The 16,581-nt window shown below is 38.5% G+C and carries 22 protein-coding genes and 1 tRNA gene; 9 read left to right on the top strand and 14 right to left on the bottom strand.

Features of this window, described 5'->3' with window-relative positions; translation table 11 throughout:
- Positions 1-264: 264 nt before the first annotated feature.
- From ACULLG_RS04445 to ACULLG_RS04400, 10 genes are all read right to left on the bottom strand, one after another.
- Positions 265-1,092, bottom strand: a complete 828-nt coding sequence (locus tag ACULLG_RS04445) for an NAD(P)H-binding protein (RefSeq protein ID WP_298793322.1) — start codon at positions 1,090-1,092, stop codon at positions 265-267.
- 25 nt (positions 1,093-1,117) lie between these two features.
- Positions 1,118-1,612: a DUF1772 domain-containing protein gene (locus ACULLG_RS04440; protein WP_298793321.1), complete on the bottom strand. Its 495-nt coding sequence runs from the start codon at positions 1,610-1,612 to the stop codon at positions 1,118-1,120.
- Entirely contained in the window at positions 1,596-1,964 is a 369-nt protein-coding gene (locus ACULLG_RS04435) for a hypothetical protein (protein WP_298793319.1), read from the bottom strand. Before ACULLG_RS04435 ends, ACULLG_RS04440 begins: the two co-directional genes overlap by 17 nt.
- A 191-nt stretch (positions 1,965-2,155) precedes the next feature.
- Positions 2,156-2,686: an NAD(P)H-dependent oxidoreductase gene (locus ACULLG_RS04430; protein ID WP_298793317.1), complete on the bottom strand. Its 531-nt coding sequence runs from the start codon at positions 2,684-2,686 to the stop codon at positions 2,156-2,158.
- Positions 2,687-2,698: 12 nt separating this feature from the next.
- Positions 2,699-3,343, bottom strand: coding sequence for a hypothetical protein (locus ACULLG_RS04425; protein WP_298793315.1), 645 nt, complete (start codon positions 3,341-3,343; stop codon positions 2,699-2,701).
- A gap of 53 nt (positions 3,344-3,396) precedes the next feature.
- Entirely contained in the window at positions 3,397-3,990 is a 594-nt protein-coding gene (locus tag ACULLG_RS04420; protein ID WP_298793312.1) for a Crp/Fnr family transcriptional regulator, read from the bottom strand.
- A gap of 240 nt (positions 3,991-4,230) precedes the next feature.
- Positions 4,231-4,304: transfer RNA gene (locus ACULLG_RS04415), tRNA-Asn, on the bottom strand.
- Between the two features lie 3 nt (positions 4,305-4,307).
- Complete coding sequence (locus ACULLG_RS04410) at positions 4,308-4,592, bottom strand: GIY-YIG nuclease family protein (protein WP_452125558.1); 285 nt, start codon at positions 4,590-4,592, stop codon at positions 4,308-4,310.
- 137 nt (positions 4,593-4,729) lie between these two features.
- On the bottom strand, positions 4,730-6,085 hold the full coding sequence (rseP, locus tag ACULLG_RS04405) for an RIP metalloprotease RseP (protein ID WP_452125557.1): 1,356 nt from the start codon (positions 6,083-6,085) through the stop codon (positions 4,730-4,732).
- A gap of 79 nt (positions 6,086-6,164) precedes the next feature.
- Positions 6,165-6,305 (bottom strand): hypothetical protein, encoded by a 141-nt coding sequence (locus tag ACULLG_RS04400; protein WP_452126549.1) that lies wholly within the window; start codon positions 6,303-6,305, stop codon positions 6,165-6,167.
- Between ACULLG_RS04400 and ACULLG_RS04395 the strand changes: the two genes are divergently transcribed.
- From ACULLG_RS04395 to ACULLG_RS04355, 9 genes are all read left to right on the top strand, one after another.
- A complete protein-coding gene (locus ACULLG_RS04395) occupies positions 6,238-6,912 on the top strand; it encodes an SCO family protein (protein ID WP_452125556.1) in 675 nt (224 codons plus the stop codon). The genes ACULLG_RS04400 and ACULLG_RS04395 overlap by 68 nt on opposite strands.
- Positions 6,913-7,001: 89 nt before the next feature.
- On the top strand, positions 7,002-7,244 hold the full coding sequence (locus tag ACULLG_RS04390; RefSeq protein WP_452125555.1) for a FeoA family protein: 243 nt from the start codon (positions 7,002-7,004) through the stop codon (positions 7,242-7,244).
- A complete protein-coding gene (gene feoB / locus ACULLG_RS04385; RefSeq protein WP_452125554.1) occupies positions 7,241-9,430 on the top strand; it encodes a ferrous iron transport protein B in 2,190 nt (729 codons plus the stop codon). The genes ACULLG_RS04390 and feoB overlap by 4 nt, the downstream gene beginning before the upstream one ends.
- Entirely contained in the window at positions 9,430-9,579 is a 150-nt protein-coding gene (locus ACULLG_RS04380; RefSeq protein ID WP_452125553.1) for a hypothetical protein, read from the top strand. Before feoB ends, ACULLG_RS04380 begins: the two co-directional genes overlap by 1 nt.
- Before the next feature lie 116 nt (positions 9,580-9,695).
- Positions 9,696-10,220: an RNA polymerase sigma factor gene (locus ACULLG_RS04375; protein ID WP_452125552.1), complete on the top strand. Its 525-nt coding sequence runs from the start codon at positions 9,696-9,698 to the stop codon at positions 10,218-10,220.
- A gap of 2 nt (positions 10,221-10,222) precedes the next feature.
- Positions 10,223-11,014 carry a HEAT repeat domain-containing protein gene (locus tag ACULLG_RS04370; RefSeq protein ID WP_452125550.1) on the top strand — a complete coding sequence of 264 codons (792 nt, stop codon included), beginning with the start codon at positions 10,223-10,225 and terminating at the stop codon, positions 11,012-11,014.
- A gap of 76 nt (positions 11,015-11,090) precedes the next feature.
- Positions 11,091-11,843, top strand: coding sequence for a DUF4097 family beta strand repeat-containing protein (locus tag ACULLG_RS04365; RefSeq protein WP_452125549.1), 753 nt, complete (start codon positions 11,091-11,093; stop codon positions 11,841-11,843).
- A gap of 28 nt (positions 11,844-11,871) precedes the next feature.
- A complete protein-coding gene (locus tag ACULLG_RS04360; RefSeq protein WP_452125547.1) occupies positions 11,872-12,585 on the top strand; it encodes a hypothetical protein in 714 nt (237 codons plus the stop codon).
- 123 nt (positions 12,586-12,708) lie between these two features.
- Positions 12,709-13,113 (top strand): nuclear transport factor 2 family protein, encoded by a 405-nt coding sequence (locus ACULLG_RS04355; RefSeq protein ID WP_452125546.1) that lies wholly within the window; start codon positions 12,709-12,711, stop codon positions 13,111-13,113.
- A gap of 3 nt (positions 13,114-13,116) precedes the next feature.
- Here the strand turns inward: ACULLG_RS04355 and ACULLG_RS04350 are convergent, their stop codons facing one another.
- From ACULLG_RS04350 to ACULLG_RS04335, 4 genes are all read right to left on the bottom strand, one after another.
- Complete coding sequence (locus ACULLG_RS04350; protein ID WP_452125545.1) at positions 13,117-13,509, bottom strand: DUF423 domain-containing protein; 393 nt, start codon at positions 13,507-13,509, stop codon at positions 13,117-13,119.
- A 23-nt stretch (positions 13,510-13,532) separates the two neighbouring features.
- Positions 13,533-13,982, bottom strand: coding sequence for a DUF2141 domain-containing protein (locus ACULLG_RS04345; RefSeq protein ID WP_452125544.1), 450 nt, complete (start codon positions 13,980-13,982; stop codon positions 13,533-13,535).
- 6 nt (positions 13,983-13,988) lie between these two features.
- Complete coding sequence (locus ACULLG_RS04340) at positions 13,989-14,423, bottom strand: hypothetical protein (protein ID WP_452125543.1); 435 nt, start codon at positions 14,421-14,423, stop codon at positions 13,989-13,991.
- Between the two features lie 99 nt (positions 14,424-14,522).
- Positions 14,523-16,544, bottom strand: coding sequence for a S9 family peptidase (locus ACULLG_RS04335; RefSeq protein WP_452125542.1), 2,022 nt, complete (start codon positions 16,542-16,544; stop codon positions 14,523-14,525).
- Positions 16,545-16,581: the final 37 nt, after the last annotated feature.

Raw genomic sequence — 16,581 nt, 5'->3', positions numbered from 1 at the left:
CAACAATGCTAAATTTAAATTCTGAATAATTTCCATGATGATTTTCTGTATCCATTTATCCATAGAATAAGAAAATATCATCGCTATCTCGCAAGAATATCCATTGTTAGTTTTGTGTGTAATCTTGTAGGTCCTTTGTGATCTTTCAAAAAACCAACTGATTTGAATATTAATCGATTCCGCACCACCAAAAAATGAAATTTGATGTAAGTATATGTGGATTTGACTGAGCTAAAAGTTTATTCTATGTTTTTATACTAAAATCTAATGATTCCAAATACCAGTTTTCGCAACTTTAGTTGCATATTCACTAAAACTGATAGGTTTTCTGCCCAGTACTTTTTCTACGTCATTGGTCACTTCTGCCAATTCGGGATTGCCCAATACTTCTGTAAAAAGATATTCAATAAGCCATGCGAAATCTTCAGGCACTCCTGCCTCGCGCATTCCTTTTCCGTATTCTTCTATGGAAACTGGCATGAATTGTATTTCACGATTGCTGGCTTTTGCAATTTCAGCCACGGCCTCTCCAAATGTTAAGGTACGCGAACCTGTAAGCTGGTAGATTTTTCCGTTGTATTGATCTTCGGTCAAGACTTTGGTAACCACAGCCGCAATATCATCGGCATCAACCCAAGGAATTTGTGCTTCGGCCTGTGGCAATGCCACCACACCTTCCAAAACGGGTTCTAGCAGAAAGTTTTCACTAAAGTTCTGGTTGAACCAGCTTGCTCGAACAATGGTGTAGTCCAATCCTGAATGGATGATAACCTGCTCGCATAACTGTGCTTCTCGCTCTCCCTTACCGGAAAGGATAACCAGTTTTTTCACATGGGCTCGCTTTGATTCTTGGACCAACTGTTCGATAGCTTCTAAAGCTCCAGGTACGGCCAAATCTGGCTGATAAGTGATGTAGACCTTGTCCATTCCTTTTAAGGCCTGTGCCCAATCTTCTGGATGATGCCAATCGAATGCGGGTGATGCGCTTCGTGAGCCGACACGTACGTTATAACCTAATTCTATTAAATTTTGAACTACTCGTTTTCCTGTTTTACCGGTTCCTCCGATAACTAAGATGTTTTCTGTTTTCATTTTTATTTGTTTTAGGATTAATAATTTATTTGTTGTATGTAATTCCTATAAGAAGCAAAGCAAAAGCTATGAATGAAGCTATGGTACGCTGCACGTGCCAGCTGTTCCAAGGTTGTTCAAATTGGGTTCGTAACTCTTTAAGCTCCTTATCCGAAAGGTTTTCCAGCACAGTTTTATCAAGCAGTTCATTTAAGGGTACATTTTTGAAAACTGTAATCAATCCGATTCCGACAAAGAATAGCACAGCCGCTAGCATAAATGACCAAAATGTGGTTGGATGTGCATTTCGATGCAAGAAGGCATTAATGAACAAGAGTATTACAGGCCCAAAAAAGGTGATTAGAAAACTTTTGTTAATGATGGCCCGATTCATCGCTTGAAATGCCTGCAAGAAGCCCAGATCATCTAGTCTTCCAATACCAGGGGTTATGGCATTGGACCACGCAAAACATAATCCTGCGGTTAGTCCCGTAAATAAGATACCTAGCATCAAGACGATAATTTTAAAGGTGATTTCCATTTTGATTGTTTTTTAAGGATGATATCCAGGTTAATAAATCTTGATATTCTTCGCTGGTAAATTTGATTTTCTTGTCTTTGGACGTTCTCTTTTTAATGAATACTTGTGCGTACACCTCGGCCGACCAGCCATTCATATTATTGCTTATAAATGCCCAACGTCTATTGCGCTTACTATGGCGTATGTTGCATTTGTCGGTAAGAATTTCAAAAGCCTTTTCCTTTACAGGGTCTTCTCTGGATAGTTCTGTAACTGCTAAATAATAGGAGTCATCGTACGATGTCTTTGACTCGCTTAGTCCTGTCATAATTGAGAGACAAGTTGTTATGATTAGTTTTGTTAGTACACTCATTATAAATAGGTTAATGATTAATTTAGACACAAAGTTGCTGAGATATACCTCCAATCATTTATTCGAGCGGAAGTATGATTTGTTCGAAAAGTACATTGCACGACCAATCGAAATTTAATATTGAGGTTGAAAGAAGAATTTAGAAAGGGACTTACCTATATTTTTCTAAAGGATCGCCCCAATAGTCTTCATTATAGTGCTGCAAAAAACAAAGCGGTTTTATCTTCCAACTCATTTCTAGAATGCTCCTCGATGATTTCACCTTCTATAAAATTGTCATAAAACGACGGCATCGAATACGTTGCTATCACTTTTGCTCCTAGAAATGGAAAATAGGCGCTTGCAGATTGAAGTACGGTTGCCCCTCCTCTTCCTCCAGGCGAGGTCGCCATAAGTAACATAGGCTTTTCTTTCCAAATTTTCATGTCTAACCGTGACAACCAGTCTATGGTGTTTTTAAACACAGCGGCATAAGAGCCATTATGTTCTGCTAATGATATGATAAACCCATCTGCTGAATCAATGATTTCGTCCAATCTTTTTACTGCTGTAGGTATGCCATTCTCCGCTTCAAAGTCCTCTCCATAGATAGGCAGTATATAATCGTTCAAATCGATAGAAATAGTCTTTACCTCCTTCAAAAGATTGGTGGTGTAGCCTAAAAGTGATTTGTTGATTGATTTTTGACTGTTGCTGCCTGCAATTGTTACTACTTTCTTCATAATATATCGAGTTTAAAATGTTTTGCGGTAATACAATCCAAAAGAGGATTTTTGAATGGGTTTGGGCCCATATTGGTCAAAATCGACCCCAAGTCCTAGTTGATGGCCTTTATAAGATGTGCCAAAACGTAGTTGTTGGAAGCTTCTGGAATGCGATTTGAACTTATCCCAAACAGTTAAGAACTGTCCATTTAACCACAGGGAAATTGTTTTACTCAGTGGTTTTTGTATTTGAAATTGGGCGAATATTTCGCCAAGGCCTGTATCTTTCTTTTCTGAATATGCTACGGTAGGAATAACTACCAGTAAAGCGTTTGAAGTTTTCAGGGTGAACTTACCAGAAAGTCTCTCTGAAAATCCCCCAAAACTATTGTGGTATAGAGAAGGTCCTAAAGAAAAGTTTTCATTAATATTCCAAAACAGAGTTGGTTGTACACCTACTTCATCAAAAATCTGATTTTCTTTTTTCTGGAATTTCTGAAAGAAAGCAAGGGTAGCAATACTTACCGTATTATTGGAATCAATGGAATAATTGGAGAATGAAGTGAAGTCTGTTTTCTCAAATCCTGAGAACAATTCCAATTGAGCAAACTGAGCTTGTAACGTACCTACAAAACCCATTATGACCGTTACCGATATGATTCTAATTTCTTTCACACCTCAAAATTCCAATTGGAAAGCGTGAAAAAAAATGAACTAGTTTAAGACTTTTACATTCGGTTGACCTTTGAGATAATTTTACTCATAAACTCTGGGGTGATCCCAATATAGGCGGCCAAATCTTTTTGGGTAATTCTACTGACAATTTGTGGATACTTCTTTTTAAATTCAACATATCTCTCTTCTGCGGTCAAAGATATGCCGTGGTTTGAACGCCGTATATAACTGATTAAAGACTTTTGGTATAGATTGCGATAAAACCGTTCAAATTTTGGAATCTCTTGAAATAGTAAGTCATAATTTGCTCTTGAAATACCCAACAATTCCGAAGTTTCAATTGCTTTAATAAAATACATCGACGGTTCTTTTGTCATAAAGCTCGACAAATCTCCCGTCCAGTAATCTTCAACAGCAAACATTGAGATGTGGGGTGAACCTTCTTTATCTAAGGTGTATACTTTCAAACATCCCTTAGTGATAAAATACTCATACTTGGCAACCTCACCAGCTTGCATAAGAAATGTTTTCTTTTCCACCTCAATTTCGGTCAATAAAGAGATGTACTTCTGCTTTTCTAAATCAGTTAAATAAATAAAACGAGATACATTGTTAAGTATAAGATTATGGGTTTCTTTAAAATTCAATTCTTATTGTATTTGAAAGGATATAATTTAAAGAATTAATTAGAAATTTAAAAGTGGAGCAGGATCTGTGCGCAAAGTTTAAGGGTAAGTATTTGGGACAAACCGCAAGTAATTCTGGAAAAATTTAGACTGAAATGTTAAAGTTTGACTCCAAATAAAATTTTTCCCAATCCGCGTGCAAATTGCGTGCAAATAAAAAAGGCTTCAGAGTTTAATTTCTCTAAAGCCTTACTATTGCTGCTCCCCCTCTTGGGCTCGAACCAAGGACCCTCTGATTAACAGTCAGATGCTCTAACCAACTGAGCTAAGGAGGAATATTATTTATATTTTTCTTTGAGCTTGAAAATCATCTCAGGATACTTTTTCAAGTTCTCAATGTATTTTTTGCTCTTCATATTTTTAATATGAGTTTCTATTTTTCTGGCCTGCTTTCTCGATTCACATTCAAAAACTAAAAAAAGTGACCAATCGGTTACACTTGAGGTGAAAGATTTATCAAAATAACCTGTATTATGTTGATTCAATCTTAATCTCACATCAATCGTTTCTCCTACATAATACTTTCCTAGTTTCTCAGAAAATATAATATAAACAGAACTCATTTCAAATTTTAAAGAACTTTCTCCTCTAACCTCCCGATAGCTATCGGGATAAGATAAGCTAAGGAGGAATTTTTTATCCTAAGCGGGTGCAAATATAGTAGTTTCTTTATAACGTCCCAAAGAAAAAAAGTGGTTTTCTATTTAAAAAGCCATTTATATAAATCGTTGCCATTGGCGAACAACAACAGTCCTATCAAAAGAAAGAAACCAACCATTTGGGCATATTCCAAAAACTTGTCACTTGGTTTACGTCCTGTAAACATTTCATAGAGTAAAAACATAACATGACCACCATCCAAAGCCGGAATAGGTAAAATGTTCATAAAAGCCAAAATAATGGATATTAAGGCTGTGGTAGACCAAAATGCCGTCCAGTCCCATGTGTCGGGGAACATACTGCCGATAGCAGCGAAACCACCCACTCCTTTATAGGCACCAGTGGAAGGGTTGAATATCTTTTTAAGTTGTTTTACATAGCTTGATAAGGTTGTTACTCCTTTATCAATACCCGCAGGGATAGCTTCCAGAAAGGTATATTTCTGTGTTTGAATCTTAAATAGCCCTCGGTTTTCCAAATCCTCCATGGTAAAGCCGCCGATTTCTATTCCTAATTTAGCTTCATCATTTACTTTTGCCACCAAATCGGCAACACTGCCATCTTCCCGCTTCACCTTTATATTAATTTCTTGGCCCTTGTTTGCTTCTAAAAGGGACATCACTTGATCTCTATAAACTGCTTCGCTACCGTTAATGGATAAAAACTCATCCTTAGCCTCAAAACCTGCACTAACATTATGAGATCCCTTTGACACTTCATTTACAACAAAAGGTGCTCGCAAGCTCAAAAATCGAACCTTCTCCTCATCTTCCAACAAGGTTGAAATAAAATCGATAGGAATTTCTTTTTCAATTTGCTGCCCATTCCTTTCAATGGTAATCGAATTTCCATTGATCAACTCAATAAAAACACTATTAAAGGTTTTTAACTTTTCCCCATCAACAGCAATGATCTTGTCTCCAGTTTGAATCCCGAGCTTATCTCCAATTTCTTTCTCGGTTACCCAAACTCCATCACGCAGACTATCCATTGGAATATATTGGTCGCCATAAGAATAGGCCATACCAATGTATATTATTACGGCTAGAATAAAATTCACGGTGACCCCACCTAACATAATAATTAACCGCTGCCATGCTGGTTTGCTTCGGAACTCCCAAGGTTTTGGTTCCTCTTTCATAGCTTCGGTATCCATGCTCTCATCTATCATCCCCGATATTTTCACATATCCACCAAGGGGAAGCCAACCAATGCCATAAACCGTTTCGCCTATCTTTTTCTTAAAAAGGGAATATTTAACATCAAAAAAGAGGTAGAATTTTTCAACCCTTGTCTTAAATATTTTGGCAGGTATAAAATGTCCAAGTTCGTGAAGTACAATCAAGAAGGACAAACTAAGAAAGAATTGTATGGTCTTTATTAAAATGGGGCTCATCAGCAATAATCTGTTAAAACGCACAAAAGTAAACTTTTAACAACTCATAAAAAAACAGCCTCAGGAGCACATCTTGGTTTTAAGAAAGATTTAGCACCAAAAAAGCATTTTTATGATGCGGAATCCGAAGGTCGTCTGTAATTTTGCATTCAGTGCTATCCTTTTTCTCAAAATACAAGTTCTTCGGAATGGTCTTGCTTGGATTATCAATAGTGATCATCTACTTGTTCTATAATGCGCTCCAGCCCCAAAAGAAACTACTCATATTTCAGCCATCAATGGTTGACCAATCATTAGTAGATAGCACCTTACATTACAAAAGAAAGTATCACACCATTGCAGATTTTGAGCTCATCAATCAAAATGGGGAAAAAATCACACAGGAAAACTATCGGGATAAAATCTATGTAGCGGATTTCTTCTTCACAACCTGCCCTACTATCTGTCCAATAATGACCAAAAACATGGCCCAGATTCAAAATTCCATTATAAATGATAAGGATGTGCTTCTGCTATCCCATTCCGTTACCCCTGCCATTGATTCGGTAGCACAATTAAAAAAGTATGCCCTTGAAAAAGGAGTTATTGACAGTAAATGGAATTTGGTCACCGGTGATAAAAAACAAATATATCAACTCGCAAGAAAATCATATCTCGCGGTAAAAAATGATGGTGATGGAGGTCCCTATGATATGATCCATACAGAAAATTTCATCCTGGTTGACAAGGAGCGTAGGATTCGCGGCTTTTATGATGGAACAAACAAAGAGGAAATAGCAAAGTTGCTTTCCGACTTGGAAATCCTAAAAGCAAGCTACACGGAGTAACCCGAATCAACCAATGACATTTTGCAGCATGTATGTTCCCTTTTTTACCTATTTTTGTCCTTACTTAAAATCAATCTAAATAAGAATTCGTGGTTACTGTTGCGGAATTGGAATATGGGCAGAAGGGAGTTATAAAGGAGTTTTCAGATAACATTCTTCCGATTAAGTTACTGGAATTAGGATGTTTGCCAGGAAATATAGTGGAACTTATACAAGTTGCCCCTTTAAATGATCCAATCTACATTAACGTAAACGGGTGTCATATTGCCATTCGGCGGTCACTGGCCAAACAGATTGAAATTGATATCCAAGAAGACCCCAAAGCCATATGAGCAAAAGCATTAATGTTGCACTAATTGGCAATCCCAATACTGGTAAAACTTCAGTTTTTAATGCCCTTACCGGACTAAAACAAAAAGTCGGCAATTATCCGGGCATTACGGTCGAGAAAAAGGAAGGCATCTGTAAGCTTCCAAGAGGAGTCAAAGCCCATATCCTTGATCTTCCAGGCACTTATAGCCTAAACACTACTTCGTTGGATGAAAGCGTAGTAGTGGAACTGCTACTTAATAAAAATGATAAAGATTATCCCGATGTTGCCGTTGTGGTGAGCGATGTGGAAAATCTGAAACGGAACCTGCTGCTGTTCACCCAAATAAAAGATCTTGGAATTCCAACCATTTTGGTCATTAATATGGCAGACCGAATGTCCAGAAAAGGAATTTCTTTGGATGTTGGGCAGATGGAGAAAAAACTCGACACTAAAATCGCATTGGTCAGTACCCGAAAAAATAATGGGATTCATCGAATCAAGGAACTCATAGCAGATTATAAGTCTTTGACCACTAACCCCAACGTTGATACTTCCAGAATTTCACCAGAGTATTTTTCACGTTTGCAAAAAGCTTTCCCAAACGAAGATCTGTACAAACTTTGGCTCGTGATTACACAGGATGTCAACTTCATGCCCATTGAAAAGAAGCGCATAGAAGATGCCACTTCCTTTTCGACCAAATCCAAAACGGAGCTCAAAAAATTACAACATAAAGAAACTGTTCTGCGGTATCAGTTCATCAATAATACCTTAAAAGAAACCTACAAAGTAGACTTTCAGGCAGCAAAAGGTCTGAGAGCCTCTTTGGATAAGATTTTGACACACAAAATTTTTGGGTATGCCATTTTCTTTGCCATTTTATTGTTGATATTTCAAGCGATTTTCGATTGGAGCACCTATCCCATGGATTTTATCGATGCACAGTTTGCCATGGCCAGCGAATGGATCAAAAGTACATTGCCCCCCGGAGTTTTTACTGATTTGTTGGCCGAAGGAATATTGGCCGGAATCGGTGGCATTGTAATTTTTATTCCACAAATTGCCTTCTTGTTCCTATTTATTTCTTTGTTGGAGGAATCGGGATATATGAGCCGGGTGGTCTTTTTAATGGACAGATTGATGCGCCCTTTTGGGTTAAGCGGCAAAAGTGTTGTTCCCCTTATTTCAGGTACCGCCTGTGCCATTCCAGCAGTAATGGCTACCCGAACTATCGAAAATTGGAAAGAACGATTGATTACCATTTTGGTAACTCCTTTTACGACATGTTCTGCAAGATTGCCCGTCTATTTAATCCTAATAGCCCTGGTAATCCCCGAGGGACGGTTTTTGGGGTTGAGTTTTCAGGCATTGACATTGATGCTGCTCTACCTTATTGGATTTGGAATGGCGCTTTTTTCTGCAATGGTCTTGAACAAAATCCTTAAAATAAGGAGTAGTTCACTTTTTATGGCTGAAATGCCTACCTATCGACTGCCTTTGCTTAAAAATGTGGCCTATACGGTATTGGAAAAAACCAAAAGCTTTGTTTTCGGAGCCGGAAAAATTATTTTGGCCATTTCCATAGTACTCTGGTTTTTAGGTTCGAATGGGATTTCAGAGGATTTTAAAAATGCTGAGAGCATTGTTAACAAAAGAATCGAAGAACAAGGGCTCACCCCATATAGTAAGAATTATATTCAAAACAATCTTGAAGCCTATTCCCAAGCAAAACAAGATTCCATTAAAATAATGACTCCTATCCTAGAGGATAGGGCCAAAGCTCAGGAAATTGCCAGTTATAAATTGGAACACTCCTATATTGGGTATGCAGGCAAAGCCATAGAACCCATTGTTAAACCTTTAGGTTATGATTGGAAAATCGGTATCGCCGTTTTGACGTCATTTGCCGCCCGAGAAGTTTTTGTGGGCACCCTTGCCACCATATACAGCGTTGGTAGTGATGAGGAAGAGACTATTAAAAATAGAATGGCCGCCGAACTGGATACTTCCGGGCAACGACCACTTTTTAATTTGGCATCAGGTATTTCTTTGATGCTATTCTATGCATTTGCCATGCAGTGCATGAGCACATTGGCTATCGTAAAAAGGGAAACCAACACTTGGAAATGGCCCATGCTACAACTCCTCTTTATGAGCGTTTTTGCTTATCTTGTAGCATTGACCGCCTTTCAAATCCTTAACTAATGGAAATTCTTCAGCAAATTCTTGTTTACCTCACCTTGGCCCTGGCGGTCGGTTATCTGGTTTGGAAGTTTATCTTACCCAAATCCTTGGTTAAAGGAAAAAAGAATGCATCCGAGGCTTGCGGACAGGATGGATGCGGTTGCGACTGATTCTTTTTAATCCATTATACTTTATATTCATATTGCGGAGTGAAAAAAAATTCACTTCCGCTGTAACCTTTTTTAATTTCCTGACTATATAAAGTAACACCAACTAAAAACATCTTTTGAAAGAGCCTTCAGATGAAATAATAATGCAGAAAGTTGCCGATGGCAATCTTGATTTGCTCAAAGTGCTTTTTAATAGACACCATAAACACGTGTACAACTATTTATATAAAATGAGCGGAGATAGTATGTTGAGCGAGGATTTGACCCAGGATGTTTTTTACAAGTTGATCAAGTATCGAAACTCGTATCGAAATGGTTCGTTTGTGTCCTGGCTTTTTACCATTGCCCGCAATAATTTGAAAAGCCACTTTCGAAGAGATGTAAAAAATCATGATGATGTCAGTGTGCTGGAATACAAATCGGTAGAGAATGGCGAAAATCAACAAGAAGACTATTCCCATTTGCAAAATGCACTGAACAGATTGGAGGAGGCTGACAGAGAAATGGTCATTTTAAACAAATTTCAAGAAATACGGTATGAAGAATTGGCAGAAATTACGGGAAGTACCCCTGGGGCCGTAAAAACAAGGGTGTGCCGAATCTTGAAAAAACTAAAAGGATATTATTTAGAAAGTATATAGTCATGAAAGAACAACATGTTTCAGATTTACTTCCAGAATATTTGGACAATATTCTGTCAAAAACCAAGACTCTTGAGGTAGAAAAGCATCTATCCATTTGCTCCGAGTGCCAAAAAGAATTGGAAGAATTTAAAGTTTTGTTCGACGCCATTGCAAGCGAACCTGAATCAATGCCATCAGACAGGCTTCGCACCAAATTTGAAGAAGCATTGGAGCTGGAAAAAGCAACCACGGCCAAAGTAATTACATTCTCTTCGAAAAGTAGAAAATCTTCCTGGGCGTCCAACTTGCTCAAAGTCGCGGCCAGTATTGCATTGCTTGTGGGTTCGTTCCAAATGGGCAGTGTTTTTCAACAAAGCAAATCCAATGACGACCTAGCGCTTGCACAAAACGAAAGTTTGCAGCTAAAACAAACGGCCATGCTTTCATTAATGGAAAACCAATCGGCCAGTAAGCGTATACAAGGGGTTAGCTATATTGAAGAATTTCCAAATCCTGACGAAGCCATTGTAATAGCATTGACCAACAGGTTGCTACATGACGAAAATGACAATGTGAGGTTGAATGCCTTTGAGGCACTTTCAAAATTCACGGCTTCCGAAACTGTCAAAACCGCTTTTATCAGTGCTTTGGAAACTGAGAAAAACCCAAGTATTCAAATTGCTATCATTCAGGCCTTAGTAAGTATCCAGGAAAAGAAGGCCATTGGACCCATGCAAAAATTATTGGAGCGTGAGGACACCCAGCCCTTCATTAAAAACGAAATCAAATTAGGATTACCAAAAATTATATAAACACACGTGCTGAGCATCCACCTTCCAAAGTCTAGTACGGAGGACAGGTAGTCGAAGCATCAAAAAACGAAAAATCATGAAAAAAGTAACAATTCTTTTAATCGCGCTAGCCTTTTGTGCAATTACCAATGCACAAACAGATTTCACCAAATCATTGAACGGTGTTACATGGGTAAAAATCGAATCCAAGTCGGATATCACTGTAAAAACACATAGCTCCAATCAATTATTGATCAAAGGGAGTAGAAGTTCAAAAGTTTCCGAAAAAGCAAAAGGACTTAAACTTGTGGGCGAAGGAGGCCCGGACAATACCGATGTAGGGTTTTATGTGGTTCAAGATGGAAATACATTGCTCGTAAAAAGTTTGAGAAAAGGTGAAGGAGCCCAAATTTACTTGCCCAAAAATCAGAATGTATCTGTGCATAGCACCTGGGATGGAGATATAGAAATCGATGGCTTTTCCGGTGAGGTCGAAGCGGATGCCCAACTCAATGGCAGTGTAGAAATAACAGCGGTGAATGGTCCGGTAACCGCAAACGCCCTAAATGGGGAAATCAAGGTGGAATTTGGAACGGTAAAACAAAATTCTCCAATTTCTATCTATACCACAAATGGCGCGGTGGATGTGACACTCCCATCATCTACACCAGCTGATTTGACATTAGGTTCTACAAATGGAGACATCTACACCAATTTTGATATTAAAAGGGAAGAAAAAGATGGATTAAAGTCTATCTCTGGAAAAAAAGTTAGAAGTGCAATCAACGGAGGTGGTGTAGATATTTCGTTGAAATCCACCAACGGCAATATCTATCTAAGAAAACAATAAACAACACAACTTCAAAAAACGAACAGTCATGAAAAATTTATCAATCATTCTAGTGATGGGATTCATCTGCACATCACTACATGCTCAAAAAGTCATTGAAAAGAACATCAATTACAACAACCAAATTATTGATGTAGAGGTAAAATTCGCATCGGACATTGAAGTAAAGACCTGGGATAAATCCACAGTTTACTTTAAGGCGGATATTACCACGGAAGACGGAAAATATTTGGAACTGTACAAGCTCAATGTTAAAGAAGGCAATGGTGTCATCAATATTGCATCAGAAACCAAAGACATTCTTGAAGCTTTTCATGATGAGTGGAAGAAAAATAGCCCAAAAGATGGTCGCAGACATTACTATACCAGCGACATGTATGAGTTTAATTATGTGCTCTATGTGCCCAAAAATGCCAATTTTTCTGTCAGTAGCATAAACGGTGACCTTAAGGCCGATATCATTGAAGCTGATTTCACTGCAGATTTAATCAATGGAAATATTGATATTAAAAAATACCAGGGCAATCTTGATTTGAAGACCATAAATGGAGAAATTGATTTGGTCATGGCCAATTCACGACTCACTGCAGAAACCATTCATGGGAACATCTACGCCGATGAAAAATTGAAACTAAAAGTAATCGACCGTCATGTAGGCCAAAAAGTAGAAGGAAGTTTTAATGGTGCAACCAGTCGTCTTCGGTTAAATACCATTAATGGTAATATGTACCTAAGGCTTTAAACAATGTCAAAGGGCTATCTTTTTTTACTCGGCTTTGTTTTTTTGACATTCTCCTGCGAAAAGGAAAACTCCCTTAACCAAACTCAAGAATCCTTTCCAACTGATTCCTTGAATTTGGTAAGTATGATTATGGATCGGGAAAGAGCTATGATCGATAAAAATATTGATTTGGTCATGCCGCAATTTTCAGAAGATGCCACATGGATTAACTCTCAAGGATATTTATTCGAAGGGAAAAAAGAGTTGGAAAAGTTCCATGTGATGTTCGCCGAAAACGATTCTTTGAATTATTATTATGAAATCGGAAATCCAAGAATACGTTTCTTGGACGGTAATAATGCCCTTGCCTATTATTCTTGGAAAATGTTTTGGTTCAAAAAAGAGAACCCGGCCGATACAACCTTTAAAGAAATTGGTCTAATGACCCTGAACGCACAAAAACAAAACGAAAAATGGAAATGGGTCGCCGTTACCAATCAACATACACCATGGTTTTACAAGAAAATTGAGCCAGTAAAAATTGAATAGCGCCTATAACATCGGTGCAATAAACGAATACAAGAGCAGTCCCCATCCAATAACCAACAACAAACCTCCCAATGGAGTTACAGGACCTAGAAAACGAAGTTTTTTGCCTTTGGCAGCACTCAAACATAGACCATAAATACTAAAAGAAAAAAGCAGGGTGCCAAAAATAAAGCAGTTGACTATGTACTTTTCCAAAGGTTGGTCAAAACCAAAATTATAGCTCAAAACCAATAGCACTATTGCGTGATACATTTGATATCTGACTCCGGTTTCAAAACTTTGTAATTGATCTGGAGTCAGTCTCTTTTTTAGCGCATGGGCGCCAAACGCACCAAAAATGACTGCCAATAGACCAAAAAGACCACCCATAAATTGGGTCAATAATATTGTTTCCATAATTGTGCTAGTAATTTAAGTGGTTAGAGCTCAATATTGATTTCATAATCTGAGGTTACACTAAAAACACATTCTTTATATTTAGGAGGGCCAAAAGTGTGCATTTTAGCTTTTGAAAAGGCCACCTTTTCCTTTGGAATGCCAAGCCAATTGGTATCCAATTCGTTATTGGCGTTTTCGTCATGAAAAACCGCCAAAGCATATTCCCCTGCAGGCATATTTTCAATTTTTAAGGCTACAACACCTTCATGCGCCTCTGCCGAACCGGTTTTTACAACTTTGTCAAACTTTAAAAAAGATTCGTCCGAGTCATAAACGGCAACATTAATTCTTCCATCTTCAGATGGAACGTTGTGCACCTTTACAGAGATGGTATTTTGGGAAAAAAGCCATACAGGAATCACAAAAGTGCTTAAAGTGAGTATTTTCATGTCAAATTTGGGATAAGTAATTGTTCTTAAGCATATACGCATGCAAAATTAATTTGGGTCTTGGAGCTTGGCCAACAATTCTTCATTCAAAAGATGAAACACTTTTTGAGTTTCCAGACTATCTTTAAAATTGAGAAAGAGTTTAAGTGAATCGTCATGCACCAATCTTATTTTTTGTTGCCTGAGGTCATCTACAAAAACATAGACCTTGGTCTCGGTCAATGAATCCTTAAAAACTCCTTTCTCGGTTGCTGCCCATGAAAAGCCATTGGACCGTTCCATTTCCGGAATCCTATCAACAAACATAATACTATCAATTTCCGAAATGGGAATCTTTTGGTAATAGATTCCAGATAGGAGCCTAAGCTCCCCTTCTTCGATTTTATGCCAATTTTTATAATGAAGTATGAAGGCCAAAACACAGACAATCAAGGTAAGTACTATGAGCACATTCCAAAACCCGTGTCTTTTCTTTTTATTCATGAGTCATCTTTGTCATTCCCATGAAAATGGGAATCCTTTTATATTGAGATTCCTGCCTTACTGAAACGAGTTCAGCACAAGTCGCAGGAATGACAATCATTATTTGAATTTATCGAACCACGCTACCGTATGCGCAATCTTTGTAATCAGGTTGCTCGGTTTACTTGCAATGCCATGACTTGCTCCAGGAATTTCAACCAGAACCGTCTCAATTTTGCGCAGTTTAAGGGCATGGTACAGTTGTTTGGCCTCACTTGGCGGTGTACGTAAATCGTTCATTCCCACCATAACCATTGTTGGGGTCTCTATATTACCAACGAGCGAAATGGGAGAAAATTTCCAATAGCCCTCAAAATTTTCCCAAGGCTGTCCTGGATAGCGATGATCATAATAGTAAAAGTAATTATCGGCCACCAAGGTCTTACTGATCCAGTTCATTACTGGCTTTGCCACAACAGCAGCTTCAAATCGGTTGTTCTTCCCAATCATCCAGGCTGACATGATGCCTCCAGCACTTCCACCGGTCACAAACAATTGGTCTTCATGGGCAATTCCTTTTTCAATGCAATAATCCACCCCGTCCATCACATCATTATAATCCTCCCCAGGGTAATTGTTATAGAGCAAATTCCCAAATTCTTCTCCATAACTCGTGCTACCTCTGGGATTGGGGTAAAAAACGATATATCCAGCTGCTGCGTAGAGCTGCATTTCTATGGAAAATCGGTCACCATAATTCAAAATGGGACCTCCATGGTTTTCCACCATAAATGGATATTTTTTGGAAGCATCATAATTGGGTGGATAAACCACCCAACCTTGAATGTCGCGTCCATCCACCGATGACTTGTACCAAACCTCTTCTACTTTGCCCAGCTCGCGATAATTGAGCAGCGCTCCGTTCAGATTGGTAATCTTGATTGGGCTTTTAGCCTTCGGTTTAAGAATGGTCAATTCTGCCGGATAGCTGGGGCGTGATTGTGTATATGCAATTGTCCCATTTTTAGAAACAGTAAAAGAACCACTTGCATAGGGTCTGCCCAACGTGGTACCACCGATATTGTCAATCAATTTTGAAACGGTCCCTGAAAGGGAAACCTGTCCAACCTTTCCATTGCCCTTGTCATCATACGCAATATAGAGGCCATCACTTTTTGCATTCCATTGCATATCGGAAATTGTGCGGTCCAATCCTTCGGAAATGACCTTTTTACCACTTCCATCAACGTTCATAATATGCACTTTTCTAGTTTGATACGCCTGAACTTTATCCTCAAAGCCCAAATAGGCAATATACCTTCCATTTGGAGATACTTTTGGGCTATAATCTGGTCCGTTTCTATTGGTCAAGGCTTTGATTTCTCGGTTTTCCATATTGACAGAGTAAATCTCGCTATTGCGGAAACGATATTCCCAATCTTCCACCCTATTGGCAGAAAAATAGATTTTGCTCCCATCATTGGCCCATGAAAGTGTGCCTCTATGATGCCAATCTCCAGAGGTAATTTGACGTGGCGCGCCACCATCTGCCGGAATGGTAAAAATATGGTTGAAGCCAGGCTTTATGTATCCCCTTCCATCTGCTTCGTGATACACACGATCAGTGATTCTTGGTTTTTCAGCCCATTTTGCCCCTTTTGGTTTTTTAGGCATTTTGGCAATAACTGGTGGTGCTTTGGGTACGTTCATGGAAAAAGCAAGTTGCTGACCATTTGGAGACCAGGTCAATGCACTTGGACTAAAAGGTAATTGGGTCAGTTTGGCCACTTTTCCTGAATCCAGCCAATACATATAAATTTCCGAGCCTTCTTCCGTACTGCTCGAAAAAGCAATCCGATTTCCCGAAGGTGACCATACGGGACCACTTTCGTTAGACTCCCGTGCAGTTAACTTTTGATGTTGGCTTCCATCTGTTTTGATCATCCATAAATTGCCAACGGATTTGTCTTTTATGATATCAAAACCCATTCTCCGATACACCACCCACTCGCCATTTGGAGAGATTTGGGGGTCCGAAACATACTGTAACCCAAATACATCGAGATATGAAAAATTTTGTTTTTGTGCTATTGAAAATTGCAGGGTACTGACTGTAAGAACAAAAAGAAGAAGTCTCCGCATAGTTTTGAAATTTGTAGTTTTAAAGGTAAGCAAAAGG

The sequence above is a fragment of the Flagellimonas sp. 2504JD1-5 genome (assembly GCF_053618295.1).
Note: the sequence above shows the minus strand (reverse complement) of the source record. Positions and strands in the feature narration are given on the sequence as shown.